Source organism: Variovorax sp. W2I14, from assembly GCF_050435205.1.
Lineage (GTDB): Bacteria > Pseudomonadota > Gammaproteobacteria > Burkholderiales > Burkholderiaceae_C > Variovorax > Variovorax paradoxus_C.
On record NZ_JBNDJX010000001.1, the window covers coordinates 5732881 to 5757534 of the forward strand.

Annotated in this window: 24 protein-coding genes; 8 read left to right on the plus strand and 16 right to left on the minus strand. The window is 68.4% G+C overall.

Annotated features, from left to right (window positions below):
• Positions 1-31 precede the first annotated feature (31 nt).
• The gene (locus QF040_RS26785; protein ID WP_429613523.1) at positions 32-1717 is read left to right on the plus strand and encodes a hypothetical protein; all 1686 of its coding nucleotides are present in this window, start codon (positions 32-34) and stop codon (positions 1715-1717) included.
• Here the strand turns inward: QF040_RS26785 and QF040_RS26790 are convergent.
• The 4 genes from QF040_RS26790 to QF040_RS26805 form a co-directional block, all read right to left on the minus strand.
• Entirely contained in the window at positions 1707-2840 is a 1134-nt protein-coding gene (locus QF040_RS26790) for a hypothetical protein (protein WP_429613524.1), read from the minus strand. The genes QF040_RS26785 and QF040_RS26790 overlap by 11 nt on opposite strands.
• A 170-nt stretch (positions 2841-3010) precedes the next feature.
• Positions 3011-3772, minus strand: a complete 762-nt coding sequence (locus tag QF040_RS26795; RefSeq protein ID WP_429613525.1) for a hypothetical protein — start codon at positions 3770-3772, stop codon at positions 3011-3013.
• A complete protein-coding gene (locus tag QF040_RS26800) occupies positions 3762-4760 on the minus strand; it encodes a hypothetical protein (protein WP_429613526.1) in 999 nt (332 codons plus the stop codon). The genes QF040_RS26795 and QF040_RS26800 overlap by 11 nt, the downstream gene beginning before the upstream one ends.
• Entirely contained in the window at positions 4757-5788 is a 1032-nt protein-coding gene (locus QF040_RS26805) for a glycosyltransferase (protein ID WP_429613527.1), read from the minus strand. The genes QF040_RS26800 and QF040_RS26805 overlap by 4 nt, the downstream gene beginning before the upstream one ends.
• 96 nt (positions 5789-5884) lie before the next feature.
• Here QF040_RS26805 and QF040_RS26810 point away from each other — a divergent pair, with 96 nt between their 5' ends.
• The gene (locus QF040_RS26810) at positions 5885-7225 is read left to right on the plus strand and encodes a UDP-glucose dehydrogenase family protein (RefSeq protein WP_429613528.1); all 1341 of its coding nucleotides are present in this window, start codon (positions 5885-5887) and stop codon (positions 7223-7225) included.
• On the opposite strand, the gene QF040_RS26815 is transcribed toward QF040_RS26810, so the two are convergent.
• Genes QF040_RS26815 through QF040_RS26825 form a run of 3 tightly spaced genes read right to left on the minus strand, consistent with a single transcriptional unit; the run spans position 7211 to position 11109 of the window.
• A complete protein-coding gene (locus QF040_RS26815) occupies positions 7211-8350 on the minus strand; it encodes a CaiB/BaiF CoA transferase family protein (protein ID WP_429613529.1) in 1140 nt (379 codons plus the stop codon). The two genes, QF040_RS26810 and QF040_RS26815, sit on opposite strands and share 15 nt — an antisense overlap.
• Positions 8351-8378: 28 nt before the next feature.
• Complete coding sequence (locus QF040_RS26820; RefSeq protein ID WP_429613530.1) at positions 8379-9365, minus strand: Bug family tripartite tricarboxylate transporter substrate binding protein; 987 nt, start codon at positions 9363-9365, stop codon at positions 8379-8381.
• 22 nt (positions 9366-9387) lie between these two features.
• Positions 9388-11109: an acyl-CoA dehydrogenase family protein gene (locus QF040_RS26825; protein ID WP_429613531.1), complete on the minus strand. Its 1722-nt coding sequence runs from the start codon at positions 11107-11109 to the stop codon at positions 9388-9390.
• A gap of 92 nt (positions 11110-11201) precedes the next feature.
• Between QF040_RS26825 and QF040_RS26830 the strand changes: the two genes are divergently transcribed.
• Positions 11202-12089: a LysR family transcriptional regulator gene (locus tag QF040_RS26830; protein ID WP_429613532.1), complete on the plus strand. Its 888-nt coding sequence runs from the start codon at positions 11202-11204 to the stop codon at positions 12087-12089.
• On the opposite strand, the gene QF040_RS26835 is transcribed toward QF040_RS26830, so the two are convergent.
• From QF040_RS26835 to QF040_RS26860, 6 genes are all read right to left on the minus strand, one after another.
• Positions 12080-13114 (minus strand): serine/threonine protein kinase, encoded by a 1035-nt coding sequence (locus QF040_RS26835; protein ID WP_429613533.1) that lies wholly within the window; start codon positions 13112-13114, stop codon positions 12080-12082. The two genes, QF040_RS26830 and QF040_RS26835, sit on opposite strands and share 10 nt — an antisense overlap.
• Positions 13115-13147: 33 nt before the next feature.
• Positions 13148-14263, minus strand: coding sequence for a DUF2855 family protein (locus QF040_RS26840; RefSeq protein WP_429613534.1), 1116 nt, complete (start codon positions 14261-14263; stop codon positions 13148-13150).
• A 268-nt stretch (positions 14264-14531) separates the two neighbouring features.
• A complete protein-coding gene (locus QF040_RS26845; protein ID WP_013543998.1) occupies positions 14532-14957 on the minus strand; it encodes an organic hydroperoxide resistance protein in 426 nt (141 codons plus the stop codon).
• 92 nt (positions 14958-15049) lie between these two features.
• Positions 15050-15505 carry a MarR family winged helix-turn-helix transcriptional regulator gene (locus tag QF040_RS26850; protein WP_013543997.1) on the minus strand — a complete coding sequence of 152 codons (456 nt, stop codon included), beginning with the start codon at positions 15503-15505 and terminating at the stop codon, positions 15050-15052.
• An 83-nt stretch (positions 15506-15588) separates the two neighbouring features.
• Positions 15589-16425 carry an ABC transporter permease gene (locus QF040_RS26855; RefSeq protein ID WP_429613535.1) on the minus strand — a complete coding sequence of 279 codons (837 nt, stop codon included), beginning with the start codon at positions 16423-16425 and terminating at the stop codon, positions 15589-15591.
• 3 nt (positions 16426-16428) lie between these two features.
• Complete coding sequence (locus QF040_RS26860) at positions 16429-17409, minus strand: ATP-binding cassette domain-containing protein (RefSeq protein WP_429613536.1); 981 nt, start codon at positions 17407-17409, stop codon at positions 16429-16431.
• An 88-nt stretch (positions 17410-17497) separates the two neighbouring features.
• Here QF040_RS26860 and QF040_RS26865 point away from each other — a divergent pair, with 88 nt between their 5' ends.
• Positions 17498-18340, plus strand: coding sequence for a hypothetical protein (locus QF040_RS26865; RefSeq protein WP_013543994.1), 843 nt, complete (start codon positions 17498-17500; stop codon positions 18338-18340).
• A complete protein-coding gene (locus QF040_RS26870; protein WP_429613537.1) occupies positions 18337-19029 on the plus strand; it encodes a hypothetical protein in 693 nt (230 codons plus the stop codon). Before QF040_RS26865 ends, QF040_RS26870 begins: the two co-directional genes overlap by 4 nt.
• A gap of 3 nt (positions 19030-19032) precedes the next feature.
• Here the strand turns inward: QF040_RS26870 and QF040_RS26875 are convergent, their stop codons facing one another.
• Positions 19033-19923, minus strand: a complete 891-nt coding sequence (locus QF040_RS26875; protein WP_307646458.1) for a LysR family transcriptional regulator — start codon at positions 19921-19923, stop codon at positions 19033-19035.
• Positions 19924-20048: 125 nt separating this feature from the next.
• Between QF040_RS26875 and QF040_RS26880 the strand changes: the two genes are divergently transcribed.
• Positions 20049-20705: a glutathione S-transferase family protein gene (locus tag QF040_RS26880; RefSeq protein WP_429613538.1), complete on the plus strand. Its 657-nt coding sequence runs from the start codon at positions 20049-20051 to the stop codon at positions 20703-20705.
• Entirely contained in the window at positions 20702-21673 is a 972-nt protein-coding gene (locus QF040_RS26885; RefSeq protein ID WP_429613539.1) for a pyridoxamine 5'-phosphate oxidase family protein, read from the plus strand. The genes QF040_RS26880 and QF040_RS26885 overlap by 4 nt, the downstream gene beginning before the upstream one ends.
• Positions 21674-21678: 5 nt before the next feature.
• Here QF040_RS26885 and QF040_RS26890 read toward each other — a convergent pair whose 3' ends face one another.
• Positions 21679-22821 (minus strand): cytochrome P450, encoded by a 1143-nt coding sequence (locus QF040_RS26890; protein ID WP_429613540.1) that lies wholly within the window; start codon positions 22819-22821, stop codon positions 21679-21681.
• Between the two features lie 114 nt (positions 22822-22935).
• Here QF040_RS26890 and QF040_RS26895 point away from each other — a divergent pair, with 114 nt between their 5' ends.
• On the plus strand, positions 22936-23631 hold the full coding sequence (locus QF040_RS26895; RefSeq protein WP_429613541.1) for an ArsR/SmtB family transcription factor: 696 nt from the start codon (positions 22936-22938) through the stop codon (positions 23629-23631).
• Between the two features lie 9 nt (positions 23632-23640).
• Here the strand turns inward: QF040_RS26895 and QF040_RS26900 are convergent, their stop codons facing one another.
• Positions 23641-24654: a Bug family tripartite tricarboxylate transporter substrate binding protein gene (locus QF040_RS26900; RefSeq protein ID WP_429613542.1), complete on the minus strand. Its 1014-nt coding sequence runs from the start codon at positions 24652-24654 to the stop codon at positions 23641-23643.

Here is a 24654-nt window from a genome sequence, read left to right on the forward strand (position 1 = left end):
TGCACAGGGCAGGCCGGCTCGCACCCAGTCAATGACAACCCGCCGGTTCAATCACGTCATCTTCGCGGACGATTTCTTTCGCTCCGCCGCCAACGGTCTTCCGTACCACGCCGCGAACCGGCGATTCCTGCGGGGTTTTTTCGATTCATCGCTCGGCCGCCTGGGCCTGCCGATGCGCGAGATGGCGCCCCTGGAAGGCGGCGGCCGCATCGACGTGGCGCGCCTCATGGCCCGGCTCGATCTGCCCGCGACGCCCGCCGGCTGGGCCCGCGCCTGCATCGCCGACCTGCTGCCGGTGCACGGCCGCGAGGGCCTGCCGGCCTTCGACCCCGGCTGCCTGGTGATCGGCTGGGGCCTCACGCCGGCGCTGCAGCATTGCATTGCACGCAGCGGCGCGAGCTACCTGGACATCGAGATCGATCCGCGCCGCTTCACCGAGCACCTGCACTTCTGCGCGCGCACGAACGATGCGGTCATCGCAGCGGCGCTGCAGGCGCGCCGCGTCGATGAAGAGGTGTTCTGGAACCACGCGTCCGTGCTCAAGGGCCACTTCGCGCGGCACGGCGCACCGGCGCTGTTCGATCCGCGGCTTCGCATCGGGCTCTTCTTCGGCCAGAGCCTGGTCGACCTGTCGCTGGTGAGCGGCGGGCGCACGATGCACCCGGCGAGCGTGGTCGCGCCGCTGCGCGAGCTCGCGCGCAGTGTCGACCTGCTGGTGATCAAGCCGCATCCCTACGAGCCCGCGCTGCACGACCTCGCGCCTGTTGCGCGGGCGATTCCCAATGTGGCATGGACCGGAGAGAACACCTATGCGCTGCTGTCGGCGGCCAACGTGCATTTCGCGGCCAGCCTGTCGTCCAGCGTGCTCACCGAGGCGCGCTACTTTCGCAAGCCCGCGCATGCGCTGATCCGTGCAGACCGCAATGCGGCGGGGCAACTGCCGGTGGCGTGCTCGGCATGGATACCGGTCGGCCCCGAACTCGGCGCGATGGATTTCATGAGTGCCATCTGCGGCATCGCCGACATGGCCGAAGTGGCCAACACGGCCGACACGGCGCCACGCCATGTCGCCGCATGGCCCGCCACCGCCATCGACCGCGCCTTCATGACCCGCTGGGGTTTCGACGACCAGAGCCGCGGCCTGCGCGATGTGGCCGAGCTGCAGTTGAGCCGTCCGTATCTGTTTCATCCGGGCAGCCCTGCCGCGGGCTGGCTGAGCCACGGCTGGTCGGCGCCCGATGCCGAGGGCGCGAAGAGCGTCGGCGAGTCGGCGTGCCTGGTGATCCCGCTGCCGTCGCTGGCGGAAACGCTCTCGCGCCAGCAGCCGCATCGCCTCGAAGTGCGCATCGACTACCGTTGCAATCTCAAGGCCATGAGCGTCCACGCGATGTTCGATGGCGTGGTGCTGCCCGGCTCCTGCACCACGGGCGCAAAGCGGCGCACCCTGGTGTTCGAGGTGCAGCCCACGGCCGGCAGGAAGTGCCTGGTGCTGCAGTTCGTCGTAGCCGATGCGGCCCGCGGCAACGGGCGGCGTGCGGTCGCGGCGCCGGGCTTCACGCTCAGGAAGCTGCAGGTGTCGCTTCGCACCGCGCGGGGCGTGGTCTCGATGCCGCCGACGGTGTCGTCACCCGTGCAGTGGTCCGAGATGCGGCCGGTGCGGGCGCTGGCCCGCGTGTTCCGCGCACTGCGCGATTCGGCGCGCGGGGTTACCGGGTAGGTTTTTCAGCAGCGAGGTCGTGGAGCAGCACCGTCCAGTGCTGCAGGCGTGCGATGGCGGCCTCGCGCCCTTCCTGTGCCGCCTGGTGGGCATTGCCGCTGTCCGCGAGTGCGAGCAGTTCGCTCGCGGCCGTCGTCACGGCACGCGCGAAGTCGCCGGTGCGGCCCTGCCACACCACGATGCGATGGTGCAGGCCCAGGTGCGCAGCACGCTGCGCGTTGATCGCCTGCTCGGGCTGGTCGGTCAACAGAAGCAGGATCGGCTTGCGGTAGACCGCCGCGATCGACAGCGCCGCCATGCCGGGCGCCGAGACGATGAAGGCGCTGCGCGCGGCCATCTCGATCCAGTGTTCGTCCTGCGCATGCCAGCCTGCGCGCTGCGCATAGCCTTCGCCGACGAGGTGCGCCGGCACGCGCGCATCGGCCAAGCCGCGCTCCAGGCCGTCGGCCAGCGCGGACTCCTGGAAATGCGGATTCAGGTAGACCGCGGCCTGCGGTGCGAGGTCGTCGTGCGCCTCCGTGTCGGCGCCCATCACCGCCACCGGCGTGGCGAGCCGGTGACCGCCGCGGCCGTCGTCCTGCGGCGCGCCGTAGGCGAAGTCGTGCGCGATGCGCGCGCGGCTGCGGTCGATCTGCCAGGCGACGATGCGGCCGAAGATGCCCGCCATCCATGCCGGCATGCGCCCGCTGAAATTGGTCTCCAGCGCATGCCGCAGGCTCGCGCCGTACACATGCACCACCTTGCGCCGCCAGCCCGGCATCCAGCCCATGAAGAGCAGCGCGGGGTGGAAGGAGTCGTTCACCACCAGGTCCGCCTCGCGGAACAACGCGCGCAGCCGCAGGATGTCGCGCAGCATGCGACCCGGGCGGAACACGTAGTGCGCCACGTTGCGGTCGGTCTCGCGGCGCAGCATGTTCTGTTCGCGGTCGAACTGCACCGCGTAGTGGCGCGAGAGCACCGGCGCCTCGATGCCGAAGCCGGCGAGAAAACGTGCGCCTTCGTCGGAGGTGGTGAGCACCTGAACGCTGGCGCCCGCGGCGCGCAGCGAATGCGCGACGAGCTGCGCGCGCATCAGGTGGCCGCGCGCGTCCGCGGTCGCGAGGTAGACGATGCGCGGCGGCATCGAAGGACTCAGAGGCAGAGAGGCAATTCGGCGTGACCGAGCAGCCCCTGCAAAGGGTTCCAATCAAGGCGCAAATGCTCGCCATAGCTCGGGCTATGGCGAGCATTTGCAACGCAGAGTGGGGCCCTTTGCGGGGGATGAGCGGTCATGTCGGATTGCCTCTCTGCCTCTCAAGCGGCGACCGGCCGCGCACGGCCGGGGCGCAGGCGCAAGGCCACGCCCGCGACGTACATGCCCAGCGCGCCGGTGATGCCGAAGCCGCGCTCGGTGTCGCGCACCTCGCGCATCAGCTGCGCGAGCCGTGCTTCTTCGTGCGGCGCCACGCAGCGCTGCAGCGTGTGGCTGCACAGGCGGATGTGGCGGTCTTCGTCGGCGAGCACGCGCGTGAGCAGCGGATGCAGCGCGTGCTGCGGGCCGATCAGCGCGCAATGGCGCTGCAGGATGCGCGAGGCCATCTGCTCGGCGGCAAGACCGATCGCATAGGCCGGCACGAGGCCACCGTGCGCGAAGTGCGGCGCATGGCGCCGGATGAGGCGCTGCCAGCGCCCGAGCTTGCGCTGGCTCAACCAGTCGGGCTGCGGCGCCTCTTCGGGCGATGCGGCCGCTTGCGCGGTGCCGCCGCGCTCGACGATGGCATCGGCGAAGAGGCGCGCATGCAACTGCTCGTCGGCCAGGTGCTGGTCGAGCTGGCGTGTGAGCCACTCGGGCGCGCTGGTGCGCAGCTCGCGCTGCAGCGCCTGTTCGGACGATTCCTCGCCGACGAGGTACAGGCGCAACAGCATCACTTCACCGGCGCGGCTCGCATGCATCTGGCGCAAGGCGGCGCGCTTGATGTGGTGCACCAGCCGCGCCTGCAGCGCCGGCCAGCCGCGCAACGTCGGCGGCGCGAGGCAGTCGAATGGGGTGGCCGGCGAGACAGCGTCAGCGTCCATTGGCCTTGGCCACCGGGGCCAACTGTGGTTGCTGCTGCTGCCAACCGAGCACGAGCCCGATGAAACTGTCCTGCAGGAACGCGCGCGCCGATGCGTCGGCGCCGGCGAACTCACGCTGCTGGCCGTCGTAGCGCACATAGCCCTTGCCGCCCGCGGCGCCGAGCACCAGCTTCTCGTTCTTCTTGAAGCCGCGCTGCATCAGCGGCTGCAGCAGCGATTGCGATTCGAGTCCATAGAGAAACAGGTCGCGCTGCACCACCTGGCGCGGGATCTGCCCGCTCAGCGCCTGCAGTTCGAGCGACCAGTTGCCTTGCCGCATCGCTTCGGAGAGCTCGCTGCCCTTGGCCGATGGCGCGCGGAAACGCGCACGCGCCACCGACTTGGAGGCGCGGCTCAGGCCGAGGCCGACGGTGATGTCCGCATCGGTGGCGCCATCCGTGCGGTTGTCCTGCACCTGCACGATCTCGTTGGCGAGGCGTGCGGCGATGGAAGGCTTGGAAAGCGTCTCGCTGATCTGCGCCGGCGTGAACACGACGCGCTCGGTGCTGCCCTCGATCACCACGACCTGGTACGGATCGATCTTGATGTCGCTGAACTCGCCGCCAATGGGCGAGTGCGCATGGCTGCTCACAGACCATTCGTTGCCCGAGCGGCTCACGAGCGCATGGAAAGTCAATGGCACGCGCTGGCCAGTGCTGCGCGACTGGCCCGAGCCCTGCAGCAGCACATCGCCCACGATGGTCTTCTCGCCGTAGACGCGCGGGTTGGCGAAGCGGATGGTGTGCGCGGCGCTGTCGAGCGCGGCGCGCGTGTCGGCATCGTCCAGCGCGAGGCGGTTGCATTCGTTGGCGGGGCCCGCGAGCGCGGAGAAGGGGCAGCCGCTGTCGGACTTGAAGTTGAAAATGCCGCGGCCGGTGAAGTCGGCGGCACCGGCTGTGACGCACGCGCCTGCCAGCACGAGAAGGCTGAGGATGTTTTTCTTGTTCATGTCGGGCGATGGTAGGAAAGCGCTTGCGCATCCGCGTTGGTGCGGCCGGTCGTGTGCAGGCCGATGCCGCGCGCGAAGGCACCCAGCATGTCGATGGCCGAGAAGCCCACGATCAACGCCACGCCCGCGAGCCAGCGCAGGCCGCGCAGCGGAGGCAGGTCCTGGTGGTTGAGCGCGCGCACGCTGAACCCGAGCCGCGTGAACAGCACGCACAGCGGCCCGATCGGACCGCTCTTCGCCAGCCATTGCCAGCGCGCCGACACATAGCTGCGCAAGAGGTGCGGCGTGAGCGAATACGTGTCCTGACCGCGCATCCAGCGCAGCTTGAGCGCCTCGGTGCGCGTGTCGGGCAGACGGTGCTCGGTGTGCGCTGCGGCCGCGTAGTGGATGGGCACGTTGGCGGCCTTCAGGCGCATGCCCAGCACCTGGCAGTGCGCGCGGTACACGCCATCGAGCGCCTGGTAGCTGTGCTGCTCGAACACATCGCGGCGGAAGGCCACGTTGTTCGCGTAGAAGTTGCTTGTTGCGCCCGCATGGTCGGCGTTGGGGAAGTACATGAAATCGATGGTGGTGAGCGCGGTGCCCACGATGTTGGCCGCGTAGCTCGTGCGGCCGGCCACCACGGCGGGCGCATCGGCGCCGCGCGTGAAGGGCATGAGCATCTGCAGCAGCCAGTCGTCGTCGGGCAGGCAGTCGGCGTCGGCGAACACCACATGGTCGCAGCGCGCCGCATCGGTGGCCGCGAAGCCGACGTTCTTGGCGTTGTAGTAGCCGGTGGCGGCGTCGATGCGCACGAAGTCGATGGGGCGGCCCGCCAGCGCAGCGACGGCCTCGCACGATGCGGCGTTCAGCCCGTCGTGCGTGATAACCACCTGCGCGAGGGCCGTGAGCGGCACCTGCTGCTTCGCCAGCAGGGCGACGAGGCGCTGCAGGCTGGTGCTTGCGGCGGCTTCGGCATCCGCTCCGCCGCGCAGGTTGTTGGTCTCCAGGACCAGTGCGCAACGCGCGGCAACTTGATCGGGCATCATCGAATTTTCCTGTCCGGACATTGTTTTGAAGGCTTGCATCCTGCTTTTATCTCACAACCGCCGCTGCTGCCAGTGCCTTAAGAAAGGGGCGCGCGCATGAAGCTCGCCATCTTCGGCGCCGGTTATGTGGGCCTCAGCTTCGCCGCCTGCATGGCCGAGGCCGGGCACGATGTGCTGTGTGCAGACGCCGATGCGAGCCGCATCGAAGGCTTGCAGCAGGGGCAGATGCCGTTGCACGAGCCGGGCTTGGAGGCGTTGGTCGCAGAGGGGCTTGCTGCAGGGCGATTGCGTTTTACGGCCGACGAGCGCGCCGCGAGCCTGCATGGAGAAGTTCTCTTTATCGTGGTCAACACACCGGCCAATGCCGAAGGCGACGTCGACCTGCAGCACGTGATGGCCGTGGCGCGCAGCATCGGCCAGCACCGCGATCGCGACGCGGTGGTCGTCTGCAAGTCCACCGCGCCGGTCGGCACCGCGGAGCAGGTCGAGGCCGTGCTGCGCGCGGAGCTTTCGCAACGCGGTGCAGCGCATCGCATCGCGGTGGCGGTGAACCCCGAGTTCCTGCGCGAAGGCTCGGCCGTGCGCGACTGCCGGCAGCCCGACCGTGTGGTGATCGGTGCTGCCGACCCCGTGGCCATCGACCTCTTGACGCAGCTCTATGCGCCCTTCGTCACAGACCCCGCGACGCAACTGCTGGTGATGGACCGGCGTTCGGCCGAACTCACCAAATACGCCGCCAACGCGATGCTCGCGACCCGCATCAGCTTCATGAACGAGATGGCGCGCGTGGCCGGGCATGCGGGGGCCGACATCGAGATGGTGCGCCGCGGCATCGGCTCGGACCGGCGCATCGGCCCCGACTTCCTGCAGGCGGGCGCGGGCTACGGCGGCTCGTGCCTGGCGAAGGATGTGCGGGCGCTTCGGCACGCGGCCGATCGCGGCGGGCAGGTGTTGCGCATCCTCTCGGCGGTGGAAGCCGCGAACCATGAGCAGAAGGGCCGGCTGTTCGACCTGATGACGCATCACTTCGAAGGCGACATCGCGCACAAGACCATCGCGCTCTGGGGCCTGGCCTTCAAGCCCGACACCGACGACATGCGCGATGCGCCGAGCCTGGTGCTGCTGGAGCGGTTTTGGGCAGCGGGCGCACGCGTGCAGGTGCACGACCCGGCGGCAATGCCGAATGCGCGTGCCATCGTCGGCGAGCGCGACGATGTGCAGTGGTGCGACACGCCGGAAGATGCGCTGCAGGGCGCCGACGTGCTGGCGCTCGTGACCGAATGGCCGGTGTTCCGTCGCCCTGATTTCGCGCGCATCGCGAGCACGTTGAAGACGCCCGCGATCTTCGACGGCCGCAACATCTACGACGCCGCCGAAGTCGAAGCCGCCGGCATCGCGTACTACGGCATCGGCCGTGGGCGTTCAGTGCGGCGCTGAATCGTCCGTTGGCAGGAACGCGTCGCCCGGCGTCAGCGGCGCATGGCGATAGCTCGCCGGCGTGCGGCTCAGCTTCACAGGCGCGCCGATGCCGCGGTAGCCGCCGGGCATCTCCACCACCATCTCGCGGTGCAGCGTGTGCGGATGCTGCAGCGCATCGGCTACCGGCAGCACCGGCGCTGCAGGCACGCCGGCCGCCATCAATTGATCGACCAGCGCGCGGCCGTCGAAAGCCGTCATCGCCGCCTCGAGCCGCTGCTTGAGCGCATCGCGGTGCACCGAGCGCGCACCGGCCGTGCGATAGAGCGGATCGTCCGCGAGTTCGGGCAGGCCGATGCAGCGGCACAGGCTTGCGAACTGGCGGTCGTTGCCCACCGCGACGAACACCGGATCGGTGCCCGTGGCCAGCGCGTCGTAGGGATAGATGTTGGGATGCGCGTTGCCCGTGCGGCGCGGCGCCGTGCCGTCCATGAACCAGTTGGCCGCATGCGGATGCAGCAGCGAGAGCCCGCTGTCGTAGAGCGCCGCCTCCACGAACTGCCCGCGGCCACTGCGGTTGCGCTCCTGCAGCGCGAGCAGCACGCCAATGACTGCGTTGAGCCCCGTCACCATGTCGACGACGGGAAGGCCCACGCGCAGCGGCCCGCCTTCCGCTTCGCCGTTCACGCTCATGATGCCGGTCATCGCCTGCACCGCCGCGTCGTAGCCGGGCAGTGCGCCCAGCGGACCGTCGGCACCGAAGCCCGACACGCGGCACCACACGAGGCGCGGAAAGCGCTGCGACAGCGTTTCGTAGCCGATGCCCCAGCGCTCCATCGTGCCGGTCTTGAAGTTCTCGATCAGCACGTCGGCCTCGGCCACCAGCGCGAGCAGCGCCTCGCAGCCTTCCTCGGTCGAGAAGTCCAGGTGCTGCACGCGCTTGTTGCGGTTGAGCCCGTGGTAGTACGAGGCCACGCCTTCCTTGAACGGCGGGCCCCAGGTGCGCGTGTCGTCGCCCTGCGGCGGCTCGACCTTGAGCACGTCGGCCCCGTGGTCGCCCAGGATCTGGCCGCAGTAGGGGCCGCCGAGGATGCGCGAGATGTCGAGCACGCGGATGCCCGCGAGAGCGCCTTGGGGTGATGTCATTTCAGTCCGATGCCTTCGTCATTCATCATCAATCGAGCTGCGCGCCGGACTTCTTCACGACGTCCTTCCACTTGGCCGATTCACTCACGATGAACTGGCCGAGCTTCTGCGGCGAGGTATCGGCCGAGGCTTCGAGCCCTTGCGCCGCGAACATCTGCTTGACCTTCGGCGAGTTCAGCACTTCGGCAAACGCGTGGTTGAGCTTGGCCACGCGGTCCGCGGGCGTGCCGGCCGGCGCGACGATGCCGAAGAACACGCTCACGTCGTAGCCCTTGTAGCCCTGCTCCGAGATCGTCGGCACCTCGGGCAGCGCCTGCGAGCGTTCGACCGTCGCCACGCCCAGCGCGCGCAGCTTGCCGGCCTTCACGTAGGGCAGCGCGGTGAGGATGTCGGTGAAGGTCATGCTGACCTGGTTGCCCAGCAGGTCGTTGAGCGCGGGGCCCGTGCCCTTGTAGGGGATGTGCTGCAGGTCGGTGCCGGCCACCGAGTTGAAGAGCACGCCCGCAAGATGCGACGACGCGCCATTGCCCGACGAGGCATAGCTCAGCTTGCCCGGGTTGGCCTTGGCATACGCGACGAGTTCGGGCACGGTCTTCACCGGCAGCGCGGGGTTCACCACCAGGATGTTCGGCAGGTAGCCGACCTGGATCACCGGTGCGTAGCTCTTGACCGGGTCGTAGTTGATCTTGCGGTAGAGGCTCGCGTTGATGGCGAGCGGGCCCGAGGTGCCGAACAGCAGCGTGTGGCCGTCGGCCTCGGCGCGCGCCACGTACTCGGCGCCGATGTTTCCGCCTGCGCCCGCGCGGTTCTCCACGATCATGGGTTGGCCGAGGCGGTCCTTCATCTCGGCGGCCAGCGTGCGGGCCATGGCGTCGGTCGGGCCGCCCGGTGGGAAGGGCACGACCAGTGTCAATGGCTTGGAGGGGAAGGGGCCTTGAGCCTGGGCGGCGGGTGCTGCGCTCAGCAGTGCGGCGCAGGCGGTGGCTGCTGCGAAGAGGTGGGTGAGGTGTCGCAAAGGATGTCTCCGTTCTTTTGAATCAGGCAGTGGTTTCTACGTTGCGCGTCGCGGTGGCGTTCCAGTCCGCGGGCATCGCGTCGGGCGCGAGCGGGTCGCGCGGCAGCACGCGGTGCAGCAGCACCAGTTGCGCCCAGCGCAGGCGCGCGGCCGAGCGGCTGTGGCTCGCCTCCCACGCCATCGCGATGCTGCTCGTGCAGTGATAGAGCGCCGACGCGGCCTGGCGCGCGAGCACGTCGCCGCCTTCGCGGGCCGCGGTCTCGGCCAACGCTGCTGCGCGTGCCAGCGAATCGCTCAAGGCCTTGGCAAACGCAGGGGCGAGCGCCGCATCGTCCAGCAGCTTCTCGCAATGTGCGCGCAGCACCGGCAGCGAGCCCTCGCGCTTCACCGCACGAATCACGTCCAGTGCCACGACGTTGCTCGTGCCTTCCCAGATCGAGCCCAGGTGCGCATCGCGAACGAGGCGCGGATCGCTCCACTCCTCGATGTAGCCGCAGCCGCCGCGCACTTCCATCGCATCGCCCGTCACCTTGCGCGCATCGCGGCAGGCGCGGAACTTGATGAGCGGCGTGAGGATGCGCAGCAGCGCGTACGCATCGGGCTCGCCGGCATCGGAGCGCGCGAGCGCGAGCGCGGTCTGGCACACCATCGTGCGCGCCTGCTCGGCCGGCAGGCGCAGCTTGTCGAGCTGGCGCTGCATCAGCGGCATCTGGTCGAGCGTGCGGCCGAAGGCGCGGCGCTCGGCGGCGATGTATTCGGCTTCGGCTACGGCGCGGCGCATGAGGCCCGCGGCGCGCACGCCGTTCGACAGGCGGGAGTTGTTCACCATGTCGGCCATCTGCACGAAGCCGCGGCCCTCTTCGCCGACGAGGTACGCCACCGCGCCTTCGAGCCGGATCTCGCCGCTGGCCATCGAGCGCGTGCCCAGCTTGTCCTTCAGGCGAATGATCCGGTAGTGGTTGAGGCTGCCGTCCTCCAGCCGGCGCGGCAAGAGGAAGAGCGACACGCCCTTCATGCCCGCCACGCCGTCTTCGGCGCGCGCGAGCACCATCGCGAAATCGGCGTCGGGGTTCGAGCAGAACCACTTGTCGCCCGTGATGCGCCAGCTGCCGTCGGCCTCGCGCCGTGCCATCGTCGCGGTGGCGGCGATGTCGGAGCCCGCGGCCTGCTCGGTCATGAACATCGCGCCCTGTGCGAGCTCGTCGAAATCGAGCGAAGTGAGGCGCGGCAGGAAGCGCGCGACCAGTTCAGGGTTGCCGAACTTCTTGAGCGTGCGCGTGAGCGAATCGGTCATCGAGACCGGGCAGCACAAGCCGAACTCAGCCTGCACGAAAAGGTAGGTCAGCACGTACTTGACGAGCGGCGGCATCTTGCCTTTCCAGCCCAGCGTCTCGTCGCGGTGCGAGATGGCGGCCAGGCCGAACTCGCTGAGCGCGAGGCGTTCCATCTCCACATACGCCGGGTGCTTGACGACCTTCTGCTCGTTCAGGCCGGTGCGGGTGCGCTGCTTCAGCGTGGGCGGGTTGCGGTCGGCGGTGCCGGCCAGTTCGTCGAGCAGGCCGCCCGCGAGGCCGCCCAGGCGCTCGAAGTGCGGCTGCATGTGCGTGCCCAGGTCCTCGGGCAGGTAGAGCGCGAGCAGGTCGTGCAGCTCGGTGTCGGCGGTGAAGAGGTTCTGGCCGTGGCGGTCGGGAATCGGATGGGCGTGCGCGGTGGGCAGCGCGGCAGGTGCGGCGTTTTCAGGCATGCGTTTTGTCTCCTGGGTTCGCCGCATTGTTGAACCCATGATGATCTGTGTCTAATATCGAATTGGTCTTGTTCGATTCGATCTGCCTATTCATGGAACTGCGACACCTGCGCTATTTCTCCGTGCTGGCCGAGGAGCTGCACTTCGGGCGCGCCGCGCGGCGTCTCTCGATTTCGCAGCCGCCGCTGTCGGTCGCGATCCGCCAGCTCGAGGACTCGGTGGGCGCGCGGCTCTTCGAGCGCAACAGCAAGGAAGTGCGGCTCACGCACGCGGGCGAGGCGCTGCGCATTTCGGCGCGGCGCTTGCTGCAGCAGGCGGAAGAGGCGGCGACCGAGGCGCGCGATGTGGCGAGCGGTTCGGCGGGGCGGCTGCGCATCGGCTTCGTCGGGGCGATGCTCTATCGCGGATTGCCGCCGGCGCTGCGCGCATTCCAGGCGAAGCATCCGGCGGTGCGCATCACGCTGAACGAACTCAATTCGGGCGTGCAGATATCGGAGCTGCTGCACGACCGGCTGGACCTGGGCTTCGTCCACACGAGCCGCATGCCGCCCGAGCTGCATCACCGCTTGCTGCTGTCCGAGTCCTTCGTGTGCTGCCTGCCTGCAGGGCATTCGCTCGCACGCAAGAAGGTGCTGGCCCCGGCCGACCTGCGCGACCAGCCCTTCGTGCTGTTCTCGCGCGAGGCTTCACCCGACTATCACGAGCGCATCCTGTCGATCTGCGCGGATGCGGGCTTCCTGCCCGAGGTGCGGCATGAAGTGCGCCACTGGCTGGCCGTCGTGTCGCTGGTGTCGCAAGGCATGGGCGTGGCGCTGGTGCCGCAGGCGATGCGCAATTCGGCGCTGCGCGGCGCGGTCTTCAGGCCGCTCGATCGGCCGGTGGTGCAGTCGGAGTCCTACGGTGTCTGGCGCAGCGGGCCGCCCAACGTGCTGGTCGAGCGGCTGCTGCAGGGCGTCGCGGAAACCGCGGCTCAGGCGTAAAGAGGCTCTTCCGCCATCTGCTCGCACTGGTCTTCGAGCACGAGGATCTGCCCCTTCCAGTAATCGCTCGAGCCGAACCACGGAAAGTTGATCGGGAAGATCGGGTCTTCCCAGCGCCGCGCCAACCAAGCGCTGTAGTGGATGAGCCGCAGCGTGCGCAGCGGCTCGATCAGCGCGAGCTCGCGGCGGTCGAATTCGCGGAACTGCTCGTAGCCGTCGAGCAGGCCCGACAGCTGCGAGGTGCGCTGCGCGCGGTCGCCCGACAGCAGCATCCACAAGTCCTGGACGGCAAAGCCGGTGCGCGCGTCGTCCAGGTCGACGAAGTGCGGGCCGCCGCCGGGGCGGTCGGTGGGCGTCCACAGGATGTTGCCGGGGTGCACGTCGCCATGCAGGCGGAGCTTCCGCGGCTTGAAATCGGAGGCCGGCGGCTGCAGCGCGAGGGCGGTCGCGCGGACCATGTCCAGCGCCTCGTTGCACATCTTTTCCCAGTCGCGCTGCATGTCGAGCGGGATCTTGTCGTTCTCCAGCAGCCAATCGCGCGAGTCGAGACCGAAGGTCTGCAGGTCGAGCGCGGGGCGGGCCTCGAAAGGCTTGGCACTGCCCACGGTGTGGATGCGCGCGAGGAAGCGGCCGACCCATTCGAGCACCTCGAAGTTGTCGAGCTCGGGCGCGCGGCCGCCGCGGTAGGGGCTCACGCTGAAAGCGAAGCCCGCGTGGTGGTGCAGGGTCTTGCCGTCGAAAACAAGGGGCGGCACAGCCGGCACTTCGTCGGCGGCCAGTTCGAGCGAGAAGCCGTGCTCCTCGAGGATCTCGGCTTCGCTCCAGCGCTCGGGGCGGTAGAACTTCACCACCACCGCACTGCGGTCCTCCAGGAACACCTGGTAGACCCGGTTTTCGTACGAGTTCAGGCCGGTGAGCCGGCCGTCGCCGTGCAGGCCGAGCGTCGCGAGCGCGTCGAGCACCACGTCTGGCGTGAGGCTCTCATAGGGATGGGTATTGGCGGGCGCTGCGGGGGAAAGGGTCATGCGGCGATTGTCGCCACCCCCGCCCGGTTCGCGTCACCGCCCGCCGGGTTGTTTGTAAAGCGAGAGGATATGGCCCGTGCGCGGGTCGCCCTTGCCGGCCAGCACCTGCGCGTAGGCGGCCTGCACCGCCTCGCCGCCGCGGTGCTGCTCGGCGTGTAGCCAGGGGTTGCTGGCGTCGGTCACCGTGGCGAGGAAATTGCGCCAGGCCGAAACCATGCGCCGGCCGAATTCCTCCGCGCCCCATTCGGCGGTGCGCTTCTTGATCTGCGCAGGCGCGAAGAACAGCGTGGCGCGCGGGCCCGGGAGGTCCTTGCCCGCGCCCTTGGCCGAGAGCTGTTCCACATGCGTACCGCCGATCGAGCAGCTGTACCTGAGGTTCGCGAATCGCGTGTGGATGGCGTTGCGCAGCCCGGCATTGCCCGCGAAGTCGACGTAAACGCTGGGCGTGTCCGCCGCGATGCTGTCGAGTGCGTCGTAGGTCACCACGCGGTGGTAGCAGCCCAGGCTTTCGCAGAAGGCCACGTTGCCGGGCGAGGTGAGGCCGATCACCTCCAGCCCCAAGCGCTGGTGCAACTGGAAGGCGGTGCCGTACGCCGTCTTGCTCGATGCGCTCGACAGCAGCATGGTCGTGGCGCCGAAGAAGTCGTTGTCGGCCATGAAGTCGTCGATCAGCCACGAGGTGATGAAGAGCGGTCGCAGCAGCGCTTGCAGGTCTTCGGTGTCGGTGGTGTAGAGCGGATCGGCGTTGCAGCGGAAGTACTGGTTGTAGACAGCGGGCAGCTCGGCACGGTGAGGTGCCACATCGGTGAAGCGACCGGGCGAGAGCCGGTCGGGGCTCAGCACCGCGCTCGATGCCATCGGCCAGTAGCCGTAGAGCCGCTCGCCCACCGCCACGCCGGGGTGCAAAGACTGCACGACGCTCGCGAAGCCCCACACGGGGATCGAGCCCCAGCCTTCTTCCTCGGAGGGGAAGAACTGCCAGTAGCTCATCGCATCGCCGAACGCGGCGTATGTGATGTTGTTCGAGGTGAGCGCAAAGCTGTCGATGCGCACGCGCACCTGGCCGTCGGCCAAGGGCTGGTCGGTGGCGGTGTGCAGGCGCGTGGTGGGAAGGTTGTCCTTGCGGACGAGGAGGCTGGTGGTGCTCATGGGGTCGATCTCCACGGTGCGTTGAAGGGCGTGCGGCCACGTTAGCCAAGCTTGATGAAAGGCGCTATCGCGTTGTCCCTCTCCGCGTCGCCCGTGAGACAACGCCGGCCATGAAAAAAGCGCCCCGGCTTGTGGCTGAGGCGCTTTCTTTGAAACTGTCGGATCCCTTCAAGGGAACACCGAGGAACCGGCTTTGCCGGGCCTCAGGTGTTGCCCCCGGTAGGGGGTTGGCGAAGCGACACGAAGTGCGCGCAGCCTGGGGGCGAGCTCAAACAATCGTGAGTTCGACGTCGATGTTGCCGCGGGTGGCGTTCGAATACGGGCAGACCTGGTGAGCGGTGTCGACCAGCTTCTGCTTCTGTTCAGCGTCGAGGCCGGGCAGCGTGATCGCCAGTTGCACCGAGATGCCGTAGGCAGCACCGCCGTTCGTCGGGCCGAGGGAAACCTTCGAGTCGATCGACACGTCGTCGGGCACCTTCACGCTGATCTTCGGGCCGACGGCCTTCATCGCACCGATGAAGCAGGCGGCATAGCCGACCGCGAACAGCTGCTCGGGGTTGGTGCCGGGCTTGCCCGAACCAGGCGAGCTGAGCTTGACGTCGATCGCGCCGTCGCTGGACTTGCCTGCGCCGTCACGGCCGCCGACGGTGTGGGCTTCTGCGGTGTAGAGCACTTTGTCGAGCTTGGTGGTCATGGTGTTTCCTTTGATGATGGAGGGAGGGGACAGGTGAAAAAAATGCTTCTCTCGTCTTTGATCGAAGCGGGGAGAAAGAAAAACGTTCTCGGTCAGGCCGCCTTCTTGACGCGGTCGCGCAGGGTCTGGATCTGCTGGGTGAGCGAGATGAGTTCGGGCACCGAGCATTCGGTGGCGGCCATGAGGCAGCCGGGAACGCTGGCGGCACGGGTCTTCAACTTGCGGCCGGCGGCGGTGAGGGTGATGTGCACGCGGCGTTCGTCGGCCACGTCGCGCACCCGGGCCACGTAGCCGTTGGCTTCGAGCCGCTTGAGCAGCGGGGTGAGCGTGCCGGAGTCGAGCGAGAGGCGTTCGCCGAGTTCGGAGACCATCAATCCGTCCTGCTCCCAGAGGGCCAGCATGACGAGGTATTGGGGATAGGTGAGCTGCAGCTTTTCCAGCACCGGCTTGTAGAGCCGGGTCATCGCCAACGAGGCGGAGTACACGGCGAAACAGAGCTGGTTGTCCAGCTTGAGCATTTCGTCGGCGGAGACGGTGGTGGAACGCATGGCAGGAATTCTAGCGAGCAATTGAATTGTGTGCAATTTAATTTGAAAGCATCCGTTTCGAGGATGCGTTCAGCCAGGAAGCTTCAGGCCTTGAAGCGCTTGCGCGTCAGCGCCAGTGCAATCCAGAACGCCACGACCGCATACACCGCGAGCACCGCCGCATGCAGCCACCAGTCGGCCGGCCACTGGTCCATGAAGAGCGGCCGCACCAGCGCCACCGCGTTGGTCAGCGGCAGCCATGCGGCCACCGCCTTTACCGCCGAGGGCAGTTGCTCCAGCGGAAAGAACACGCCGCTCAGGAACATCATCGGCGTCATGAACAGCGTGAAGTAGTAGGTGAAGAAGTCGTAGCCCTTGGCGAGGGCATTGAAGATCAGCGCGATCGACGAGAAGGTGATGCCCGCGCCAATCAGCACCAGCCACGCGACGACGAGCTTCGGGCTGTGGCTGATGCCCAGGCCCAGCATCACGAACAAGATCGCGGTGACGGTGAAGATCGACTTGAACGCGGCCCACAGCATCTCGGCCATCACGATGTCATCGAGCCCGACCGGCGCATTCATGATGCCGTCCCAGGTCTTCTGTACGTGCATGCGCGAGAACGCCGAATACAGCGCCTCGAAGCTCGCCGCATTCATCGCGCTCATGCAGATCGAGCCGCTCGCGAGGAACAGGATGTAGGGCACCTTCACACCGTCCACCGCCACCTGTCCCACCAGCGCACCCATGCCGTAGCCGAAGGCCACGAGCCAGATCAGCGGCTCCGCGATGTTGCCGATGAGGCTCGGGATCGCGAGCTTGCGCCACACGAGCAGGTTGCGCAGGAACACGGGCCACCAGCGCAGAGAGATTTCGGGTGCGCGCCAGGGAGAGGGCGTCGGGGCGTTCGTCGTCGTTGTCGTTGCTGTCGTCGTGTTCATGGTCTAGCCGTCCTCGCGGATCTGCCGCCCGGTGAGCTTCAGGAAAAGGTCTTCGAGATTCGCGGGTCGATGGAAGGTACGCAGGCCGCCGTGCCGCGTGAGCGCGTCGAGCAGCCGCCGCGCGTCCTGTGTATAGAAGAACACCGTCTCCCCGCTCACTTCGACACGCGCCGCCATCGCCTTGAGTTCGGGCGACTCGGCCAGCGACAGCGCACCGTTGCCATACACCTCGACCACGTCGGGCTCCAGGTGCTCGGCGATCAGGTCGCGCGGCTTGCCTTCCGCGATCTTGCGGCCGTGGTCGAGCACCAGGAGGCGCGAGCACAGGCGCTCGGCCTCGTCCATGAAGTGCGTGGTCAAAAGGATCGACTTGCCCTGTTGCAGCAGCACCTGCAGCCGCTCCCACATCAGGTGGCGCGCCTGCGGGTCGAGCCCGGTGGTCGGCTCGTCGAGCAGCAGCAGCTTGGGGTCGTTCACCAGCGCACGTGCCAGCGACAGCCGCCGGCGCATGCCGCCCGAGAGCTCGCCCGGCTTCGCGTCGGCCTTGTGCGAAAGCGCAGCGAACTCCAGCAACTGCGGCACGCGTGCGCGCACCTCGGCCTTGCTGAAGCCGAAGTAGCGGCCGTACACCACGAGGTTCTCGGCGCAGCTGAAGTCGGGGTCGAGCGTGTCGAACTGCGTGACCACGCCCAACTGCGCCTTGATGGCGAGCGCATCGCGCGGCATCTGCAAACCCAGCGCCGAAATCTCGCCGCCGTCGGGCGCGGTGAGGCCCAGGCACATGCGGATGGTGGTGGTCTTGCCGGCGCCGTTGGGGCCGATCACGCCGAGGCATTCACCCGGCGCGATCTCGAACGACAGGTCGTCCACGACCGTGGTGTCGCCATAGCGCTTGCGCAAGTGGCTGGCGTGGAAGAGGGGAGGGGTGGAAGAAGAGGATGGCACGCGGCCATTCTGGCGCAGGCCCGCGCCGCGCGTCGCCATCGCTTCAACGGATGGACAAGCGGCGCGGGTTCGGCGCAACTCCCGGCACAATCGACGCCCGGCGAATACCGCCAGGAAAGATCCCAAGATGCTGCGTTTTCTGTTGGCGCTGTCGGTCGTGCTGCTGCTGGGCGCCTGCGCGCAATTCCACCGGCCGCTCGCGGCGGCGGACCGGGCGAAGGTCCAGGAGGTCGATGTGCGGGTGGTCGTCGCGCAAGAGAGCTTCATGTTCTCCGCGCAGGCGCCCGGCCTGAGCGAGGCCACGGGCGGCGGCCTGATCGGTGCGCTGATCGACTCTTCGGTGCAGCAGGTGCGGCAAAAGGAAATGAGCGCGGAGGTCGGTGCCATCGTCGGTCCCCTGCTCGACTACGACTACCGGGTCGAGGCCGGCCTCGCCCTCGGCGAGGTGCTGAATACGCCCAATGCATTCCCGCTGAAGATCGCCTCCTCGCAAGTGCTCGCGGGCATGCCGCCGAAGGCCGAGCAGAACGCCCGCATCGCAGCCACCAAGTCCGGCCCCGCCTACCTCGTGCTGTTGCTGCAGTACATGCTGGAGCCCGGGCTGGGCGCCTTCACCACGCGCACCACGGCGCTGCTCTGGCAGGACGGCAACAAGGAGCCCTCGTACCGTTCCGCGACGATCTACCAGACACCCGTCAGCGGCGGTGCGCGCGCCACCGTCGTTCGGCGGCTGGGCGCCAACGACGGCCAGCAGCTCAAGGCGGTGATGCGCGATTCGATCCGGCAGACGCTGCACGTGGTGGGGCTGGACCTGGCGGGTGCGCGCTCCGGCGCGATCCGCACGGTGCGGTTCAACGTCAACGGCACGTGGTTGACGCTGGGTGGACAAGGCTTCGACGAGCAGCCCGGCCGCGTCGCATTTCGCGACCAGGACAACGCGATGTATTCGGTCCGGACGGCCGCGCCATGAAGCGACCCTCGCAACCTCGCACCGGCCTGGCAGCGGCCTTCTTGTTCGCGCTCGGCGCAATGTCCGGCCTCGCGCAGGCGGTCACCGAAACGGAGCCGCTCGACATGGTCTACCAGCAGGCGCCGGAACCGGAGCAGCGTCCCAACGGTCCGCCGGTGGAAACCCTTCGTGTGCCGCAGGGCTGCAAGCTCTACCTGCCGGCCATCGAGGATGCCCGCAACAACCAGGTCTACGTCGGCAACCTCACCTTGATGATGCCGACGGTGCATGCCACGCCGAGGGCGGTGGAGTCGCTGCGCAGCGGCGATGCGGGCATGTGGACGCGCGGCGCGCTGCTGTCGACCCAGCGCTATGGCTACCAGCCCATCGTCGGCGCGCCCGCTGCGGCCGCCGGTCCCCGGCAGGTCTCGGCGGTGGTCGCGTTGCGCCTGGCCCATGCGTGGTCCGCGGGGCTCAACCTTGTCTCGCATGTGGTGCTGAAGGTGAGCTACCGGCTGCCCGGCGGCGAGGTGGCCACGCGCCTCTATCACGGCATGGGCACGCGCACCAACTGGGCGAGCGGCAATGGCGAGTTCATGTCGGTGCTGAACCTCGGCATGGAAGAGGCGGTGCGCAGCATGGCGACCGATGCCGCGGCGCTGTGCGACGGCAAGCCGCTCCCGGCACCCGCGCCCGCTGTTGCGCAATGACGGCTACATCCGCAAGCCGCTGAACTCCGTCTTCATCCAGTCGATGAAAGCCCGCGTGCGGGCCGGCAGCAGCCGCGCGTTCGGATAGATCACGCTCACCGGCCGCGGCGGCGGCTCGAAGTCTTCGAGCACGATCGCCAGGCGTCCCTGCGCCACGTACGGCAGCACCTGGTACGAGAAGAAGGTGCCGAAGCCCATGCCCGCGGCGCAGGCCTCGACGGCGGGCGCGAGGTGGTTGAACTCCAGGCGGTTGCTCGGCGTCACGCTGATCGTCTTGCCGGCCTCGTGGAACTGCCATTGCGGCGGCGCATCGATGCGGCCGCGCACGCACGGTGCGCCGTTCAGCTCGCGCGGATGCCGCGGCGTGCCGTGGCGCGCGAGGTAGTCGGGGCTCACCGCCACCACGCGCCGGATGGTGCCCAGCGTCTGCGCCACGAGCGATGAATCTTCCAGCGGGCTGATGCGGATGCCCACGTCGATGTTCTCCTCCAGCAAGTTCACCGCGCGGTCGTACAGCAGCACGCTGCAGCGCACCTTGTCGTAGCGCTTCATGAAGCGGGTGATGGCCGGCGCCACATACATGTGGCCGAACAGCACCGGCGCGGTGATGGTGAGCTGGCCCGCCGGCTCGCGCGCCTCGGCGTTGAGCGCGCGATCGGCGGCGTCGGCTGCGAGCAGCACCTCGCGCGCGCTCGGCAGGTAGTGGCGGCCCTCTTCGGTGAGCGACAGGCGGCGCGTGGTGCGGTGAAAAAGGCGCACCCCCAGGTGCGCCTCGAGCGCTGCCAAGGAACGCACCACCGCGGGCAGCGAGGTGCCCAGCGACTCGGCGGCGCGCGTCATGCTGCCTTGATCGGCAATCTGCACGAAAGTCTGCATGGCTTTGAAGCGGTCCATGCCGCAATTAAACCGGAAAACGCAGCAGTCAAATACAGAAATGGCTATTCATTCATCGGATGCAAGAGAGAAGAATCGGGATCACGCCAACCCGGCCCTCGTCTCGACACTGCAAAGGACTTTTCATGAACGCCATCGCCGCCCGCCCCGCGCAACCCATCAAGCTCTACGGCAGCGCCATCTCGGGCCACGTGCACCGCGTGCGCCTGTTCCTCTCGATGCTCGGCCTGCCCTTCGAGGTGATCGAGCTCGACCTGAAGCAGCGCGACAACCGCACGCCCGAATTCCTGGCGCGCAACCCGTTCGGCCAGGTGCCGGTGATCGAAGACGGCGATGTCACGCTGGCCGATTCCAACGCGATCCTGGTCTACCTCAATGCGCGCTATTCGGCCGACCCATCGCGCTGGATGCCGCAGGACGCGGTGGGCGCGGCGCGGGTGCAGCGCTGGTTCTCGGTGGCGGCCGGCCCGTTGGCCTACGGCCCGGCGGCTGCGCGCGTCATGGCGCTGTTCGGTCTTGCAGTCGATCCGACCGAGACGGTGACGCGTTCGCATGCGCTGCTCGCGGTGATGGAAATTCACCTCGAACGCCAACCCTTCCTCGCCGGCCCCGAAGCCACGCTCGCCGACATCTCGAACTACGCCTACGTGGCGCATGCACCCGAAGGCCGCGTGTCGCTCGAAGCCTATCCACAAGTGCGCGAGTGGCTCGCGCGCATTGAAGCCTTGCCTGGTTTCGTGCCGATGGTGCGTACGCCGGTCGGGCTTGCGGGGGTCGCATGATCTCGGCACCTTTCCACGCCGGCGAGCGCGCGCTGCAACTGCAGGCCGGCTCGCGCGAGCAGATGGCGTTCGCAGGGCCGCGTGTCATCCGCGATTACATGCCCGACCAGCACCGCGAGTTCTTCGCGCAACTGCCGTTCGTCGTGGTCGGCAGCCTCGATGCAAACCTGCAGCCCTGGGCCAGCGTGCTCGCGGCGCCCGCGGGCTTCGCGCATTCGCCCGATGCGACGCATCTGCGCATCGATGCGTTGCCCGCGGCCGGTGATCCGCTCGCGGGCCAACTCGCGCAAGGCGCCCCGCTCGGCCTCCTGGGCATCGAGCCGCACACGCGCCGGCGCAACCGCATGAACGGCACGGTCGAATCGCTGGATGCGACGGGTTTCATGCTCGAGGTGCAGCAGAGCTTCGGCAATTGCCCGCGGTACATCCAGGCGCGCGAGCCGGTGTTCGCGGCTGCGCGGACGGACAGCGCGCCGGTGCAATGGCTAGACAGGCTCGACCTCGATGCCGAGCGGCTCATCGGCAGCGCCGACACGCTGTTCATCGCCACGGCCTACCCGGAGGCGGCAGCCGCGGGCGACGAAGCCGATGCCAGGTCGCACGGCGTCGATGTGTCGCACCGCGGCGGCCGACCCGGTTTCGTGCGCGTCGACGAAGGCGGTGTGCTGACCGTGCCCGATTTCAACGGCAACCGTTTCTTCAACACCCTCGGCAACCTGTTCGCGCATCCGCGCGCGGGTCTGCTGTTCATCGACTACGACAGCGGCGAGCTGCTCCACGTGGCGGCCACCGCGGAGATCGTGCTGGACGGGCCCGAGCTTGCCGAGTTCGAGGGCGCCGAGCGTCTGCTGCGCCTGCATGTCGAGCACGCCTTGCGCCGCCCGGCCGCGCTGCCGCTGCGTTGGGGCGATGCGCAGTTGTCGCCGCACCTTGCGGGTACGGGGCACTGGGCCACCGCGCGCGGCTGAACCCGTCAGTGGAAGACCGGGATGCGCGCGTTGGCCGAAGGGCGATAGCGCCAGCCGCGTGCGCGGATCGCGTCGAGATCGGGCTGACGTTGCAGTAGCGCGTCGAGCCCCGCAGCCGCCAGCGTGCAGGCCAGCGCCTGGCCTGGGCAGGCGTGCATGCCGTGGCCGAAGCCGAGCATGCGGCGCCGTTCGCGGATCAGCTGGAAGCGGTCGGGGTCGGGATTGAAAGCCGGGTCGCGGTTGGCGGCGGCCAGCACCAGCAGCACCGCATCGCCCGCCGCCAGCGGCGTGCCTGCGATGGTGATGGGCTCGACAGCGAAGCGGCGCGTGTTGTGAACCGAAGGATCGTGCCGCGCCGTCTCTTCTACGATGGCCTGCAGTCCGTCGCGGGTGCGCGCAGCCTGGCGCAATGAAGGTTCGCGCACCAGTGCGATGAGGCTGTTGCCCAATAGGCCGGCCGTCGCGTCGCAGGTCTGCGAGAGCAGGCCGACGAGGTTGGCTAGCAGGGAGCGCGAGAGCGGCGCGCCGGCATCGCTCTCGGCGAGCACGGCCGCGAGCAGCGTGCCATTGCGGGGCGGTGCGCTCGCGGTCAGCACCTCGAAGCGCGTCATCAATTCGCCTGCAGCAACGCTCGCTGCCTGCAACTGGTCCGCCGTCGACAGCGGCGACAGGCAGGCGACGAAATCGCGCATCCAGAGGTCCACCTGCGGCAGCGCTTCATCCGAAAAACCCAGCAGGTGAGCGACCGCCTGCACGGGCATCGAAAACAAAGCATCCGACAAAGGCGCCGCCGGCACGTTGCGCGCAACCTGGAGGGCCGCCGCGTGCACGATATCGAGGTCCAGCCCGGCCAGCGCGCGCTGCAGCGCGGGTCGATGCGCCTGGTGCGCAGCACCGTCGTTCATGCGCACCAGATGGCCGAACACCTCGCCAGTCGGGCTGTCCACGATGGCGCGCGGAACCGGTTCGGCAGCAGGCCGCACACGCAGCGCCCCGTGCGCGAGCAGCACCGATGCGATGACGTCCGCGCGGCTCGCGACCCACACGCGCAGCTTCTCGTTCCACGCGAGCGGCGGGCCTGCGCGCAGTTGCGCATAGAAGGGATAAGGGTCTGCGTGCATGACGGCCGCGACTGGATCGACAGGCATGTCGACGAGAGAAGTGGGGCTGGTGTTCATGGCTCGCAGTGTGCAATCGCCGCTGCCGCCACACTTCGCCCGCGAACGAAGTGTGGATTGCCGCAGCGTTCTACGATTGGCCGCATGGACACGACCTCGAACGCCAACGCAGATCTCCAATTGGCCCGCCTCGCCGGCGCCATCGCCGAACCGGCGCGCGCCCGCATGCTCAACTGCCTGATGGACGGCCACGCGCGCACCGCGACCGAACTCGCCACTGTCGCCGAGGTGGCCGCCTCCACCGCGAGCGCGCACCTCGCACGTCTGAAAGAGGAGCGATTGGTAGAAGTGCTCGTGCAGGGCAAGCACCGCTACTTCCGGCTTGCGGACGACAACGTCGCGGCCGCGCTCGAAAGCCTGATGGTCGTGGCCGGCGCACCGCGCGCGGCCGGGTTCAAGCCGAACACGCCGAGTCGCCTGCGCGCCGCGCGCACCTGCTACGACCACATGGCCGGCACGGCCGGCGTCGCGCTGCACGACCGGCTGCATGCGCAAGGCTGGCTCAGCGGGCTGCAGAGCGGGTCGTATGAACTCACGCCCGAAGGCGCGATCGCGCTCGAGAGCCTGGGGGTCGAAGTCGATGCGGTGCGCCGTTCGCGTCGGCGCTTTGCCTGCGCGTGCCTCGACTGGAGCGAGCGGCGTCCGCATCTGGGCGGCGCGCTGGGTGCGGCGTGGCTGCAGTTGTCGCTGCGCCGCGGCTGGGTGCGGCAAGAGCTCGACGGGCGCGAACTCGCGCTCACGCCCAAGGCGCAACGCGAGATGCCCGAGCTGTTCGCCTGAGGGCGGTCTTCAGGCCTTGAGTTTCAGCAGGTAGATCATCGGCCCGGCCATCGCCAGGTCGAGTTCGAGGAAGCTCTCGAAATCCTTGCCGGCCATCCAGTACGCATCCCAGTTGTTGCGCTTGATGGTCTTCTGCCAGACATCGGCGCCGGTCGCGCGGCGCACGGCTTCCAGCAGCACGGCGCGCCGCTCGGCGGGCACCTTCTTGCCGGTGAGCACGCCGCGCCAGTTGGCGAGGTCGGCGTCCACGCCCTGTTCGCGCACCGACGGAATGCCCAGGAACGGCCGCTTGGACGACACGCCGATCGCGCGCAGCTTGCCGCTGGCCAGTGCCTCGCTGAATTCGCTGTAGCCCGAGATGCCGGCGACCGCCTTGCCGGTTTCCAGCGCTTCAACCACCTGGGCGCCGCCGGGGTACGGCTGGTAGACGAGGCCCGCGGTGTTGCCGGCCACGCGCGCCAGCATGCCGGCGTACATGTGGTCGACACCGCCGGCCGAACCGCCTGCAAGGACGGTCTTGGCCGCATCGGCGCGAAGGGCTGCGATCAGGTCCTTGGGCGTCTTGATGGGGGAATCGGCCTTCACCGCCACCACTTCGTAATCGCTGGTGAGCCGCGCGACCGGGGCGACCTGCGCCATCGTGACGGCGGGCTTCTGCAGCGCGACCGCGCCGACCATCACCATGCCGCTCATCAAGAGGGTGTCGGGGTCGGCATCGTATTTCTCGACGTACTTCGCAAGGCCGATGGTGCCGCCCTTGCCGCCGACGTTTTCGTAGACCACGTCGCCCGCCGCGCCGGAGGCCAGCAGCGCCGCGCCGAGCGCGCGGCCCGTCTGGTCCCAGCCGCCGCCTTCGTTGGCGGGAATGACGATGCGCAACTTGGCGACCAGCTGCGGCTCGGCCGCACCGGCCGAGCGAGGCCACAGCAGTGCGGCCTGGCCAGCGCCGGCGGCGGCGACGCCGCCCGCCACCCATGCGCTGAAATCGCGGCGGGACAGGGCAGAAGGTGACGATCTAAGCAT

Bases quoted from the DNA above. Each gene is read 5' to 3' on its own strand.
- QF040_RS26890 (WP_429613540.1), bottom strand. From the start codon at position 22,821: ATGCCTGTCGATCCAGTCGCGGCCGTCATGCACGCAGACCCTTATCCC.
- QF040_RS26875 (WP_307646458.1), bottom strand. From the start codon at position 19,923: ATGGACCGCTTCAAAGCCATGCAGACTTTCGTGCAGATTGCCGATCAA.
- QF040_RS26855 (WP_429613535.1), bottom strand. From the start codon at position 16,425: ATGAACACGACGACAGCAACGACAACGACGACGAACGCCCCGACGCCC.
- QF040_RS26885 (WP_429613539.1), top strand. From the start codon at position 20,702: ATGATCTCGGCACCTTTCCACGCCGGCGAGCGCGCGCTGCAACTGCAG.
- QF040_RS26880 (WP_429613538.1), top strand. From the start codon at position 20,049: ATGAACGCCATCGCCGCCCGCCCCGCGCAACCCATCAAGCTCTACGGC.
- QF040_RS26870 (WP_429613537.1), top strand. From the start codon at position 18,337: ATGAAGCGACCCTCGCAACCTCGCACCGGCCTGGCAGCGGCCTTCTTG.
- QF040_RS26825 (WP_429613531.1), bottom strand. From the start codon at position 11,109: ATGCCTGAAAACGCCGCACCTGCCGCGCTGCCCACCGCGCACGCCCAT.
- QF040_RS26865 (WP_013543994.1), top strand. From the start codon at position 17,498: ATGCTGCGTTTTCTGTTGGCGCTGTCGGTCGTGCTGCTGCTGGGCGCC.
- QF040_RS26895 (WP_429613541.1), top strand. From the start codon at position 22,936: ATGGACACGACCTCGAACGCCAACGCAGATCTCCAATTGGCCCGCCTC.
- QF040_RS26845 (WP_013543998.1), bottom strand. From the start codon at position 14,957: ATGACCACCAAGCTCGACAAAGTGCTCTACACCGCAGAAGCCCACACC.
- QF040_RS26790 (WP_429613524.1), bottom strand. From the start codon at position 2,840: ATGCCGCCGCGCATCGTCTACCTCGCGACCGCGGACGCGCGCGGCCAC.
- QF040_RS26900 (WP_429613542.1), bottom strand. From the start codon at position 24,654: ATGCTTAGATCGTCACCTTCTGCCCTGTCCCGCCGCGATTTCAGCGCA.
- QF040_RS26785 (WP_429613523.1), top strand. From the start codon at position 32: ATGACAACCCGCCGGTTCAATCACGTCATCTTCGCGGACGATTTCTTT.
- QF040_RS26800 (WP_429613526.1), bottom strand. From the start codon at position 4,760: ATGAACAAGAAAAACATCCTCAGCCTTCTCGTGCTGGCAGGCGCGTGC.
- QF040_RS26850 (WP_013543997.1), bottom strand. From the start codon at position 15,505: ATGCGTTCCACCACCGTCTCCGCCGACGAAATGCTCAAGCTGGACAAC.
- QF040_RS26860 (WP_429613536.1), bottom strand. From the start codon at position 17,409: ATGGCGACGCGCGGCGCGGGCCTGCGCCAGAATGGCCGCGTGCCATCC.
- QF040_RS26815 (WP_429613529.1), bottom strand. From the start codon at position 8,350: ATGACATCACCCCAAGGCGCTCTCGCGGGCATCCGCGTGCTCGACATC.
- QF040_RS26840 (WP_429613534.1), bottom strand. From the start codon at position 14,263: ATGAGCACCACCAGCCTCCTCGTCCGCAAGGACAACCTTCCCACCACG.
- QF040_RS26795 (WP_429613525.1), bottom strand. From the start codon at position 3,772: ATGGACGCTGACGCTGTCTCGCCGGCCACCCCATTCGACTGCCTCGCG.
- QF040_RS26830 (WP_429613532.1), top strand. From the start codon at position 11,202: ATGGAACTGCGACACCTGCGCTATTTCTCCGTGCTGGCCGAGGAGCTG.
- QF040_RS26835 (WP_429613533.1), bottom strand. From the start codon at position 13,114: ATGACCCTTTCCCCCGCAGCGCCCGCCAATACCCATCCCTATGAGAGC.
- QF040_RS26805 (WP_429613527.1), bottom strand. From the start codon at position 5,788: ATGATGCCCGATCAAGTTGCCGCGCGTTGCGCACTGGTCCTGGAGACC.
- QF040_RS26810 (WP_429613528.1), top strand. From the start codon at position 5,885: ATGAAGCTCGCCATCTTCGGCGCCGGTTATGTGGGCCTCAGCTTCGCC.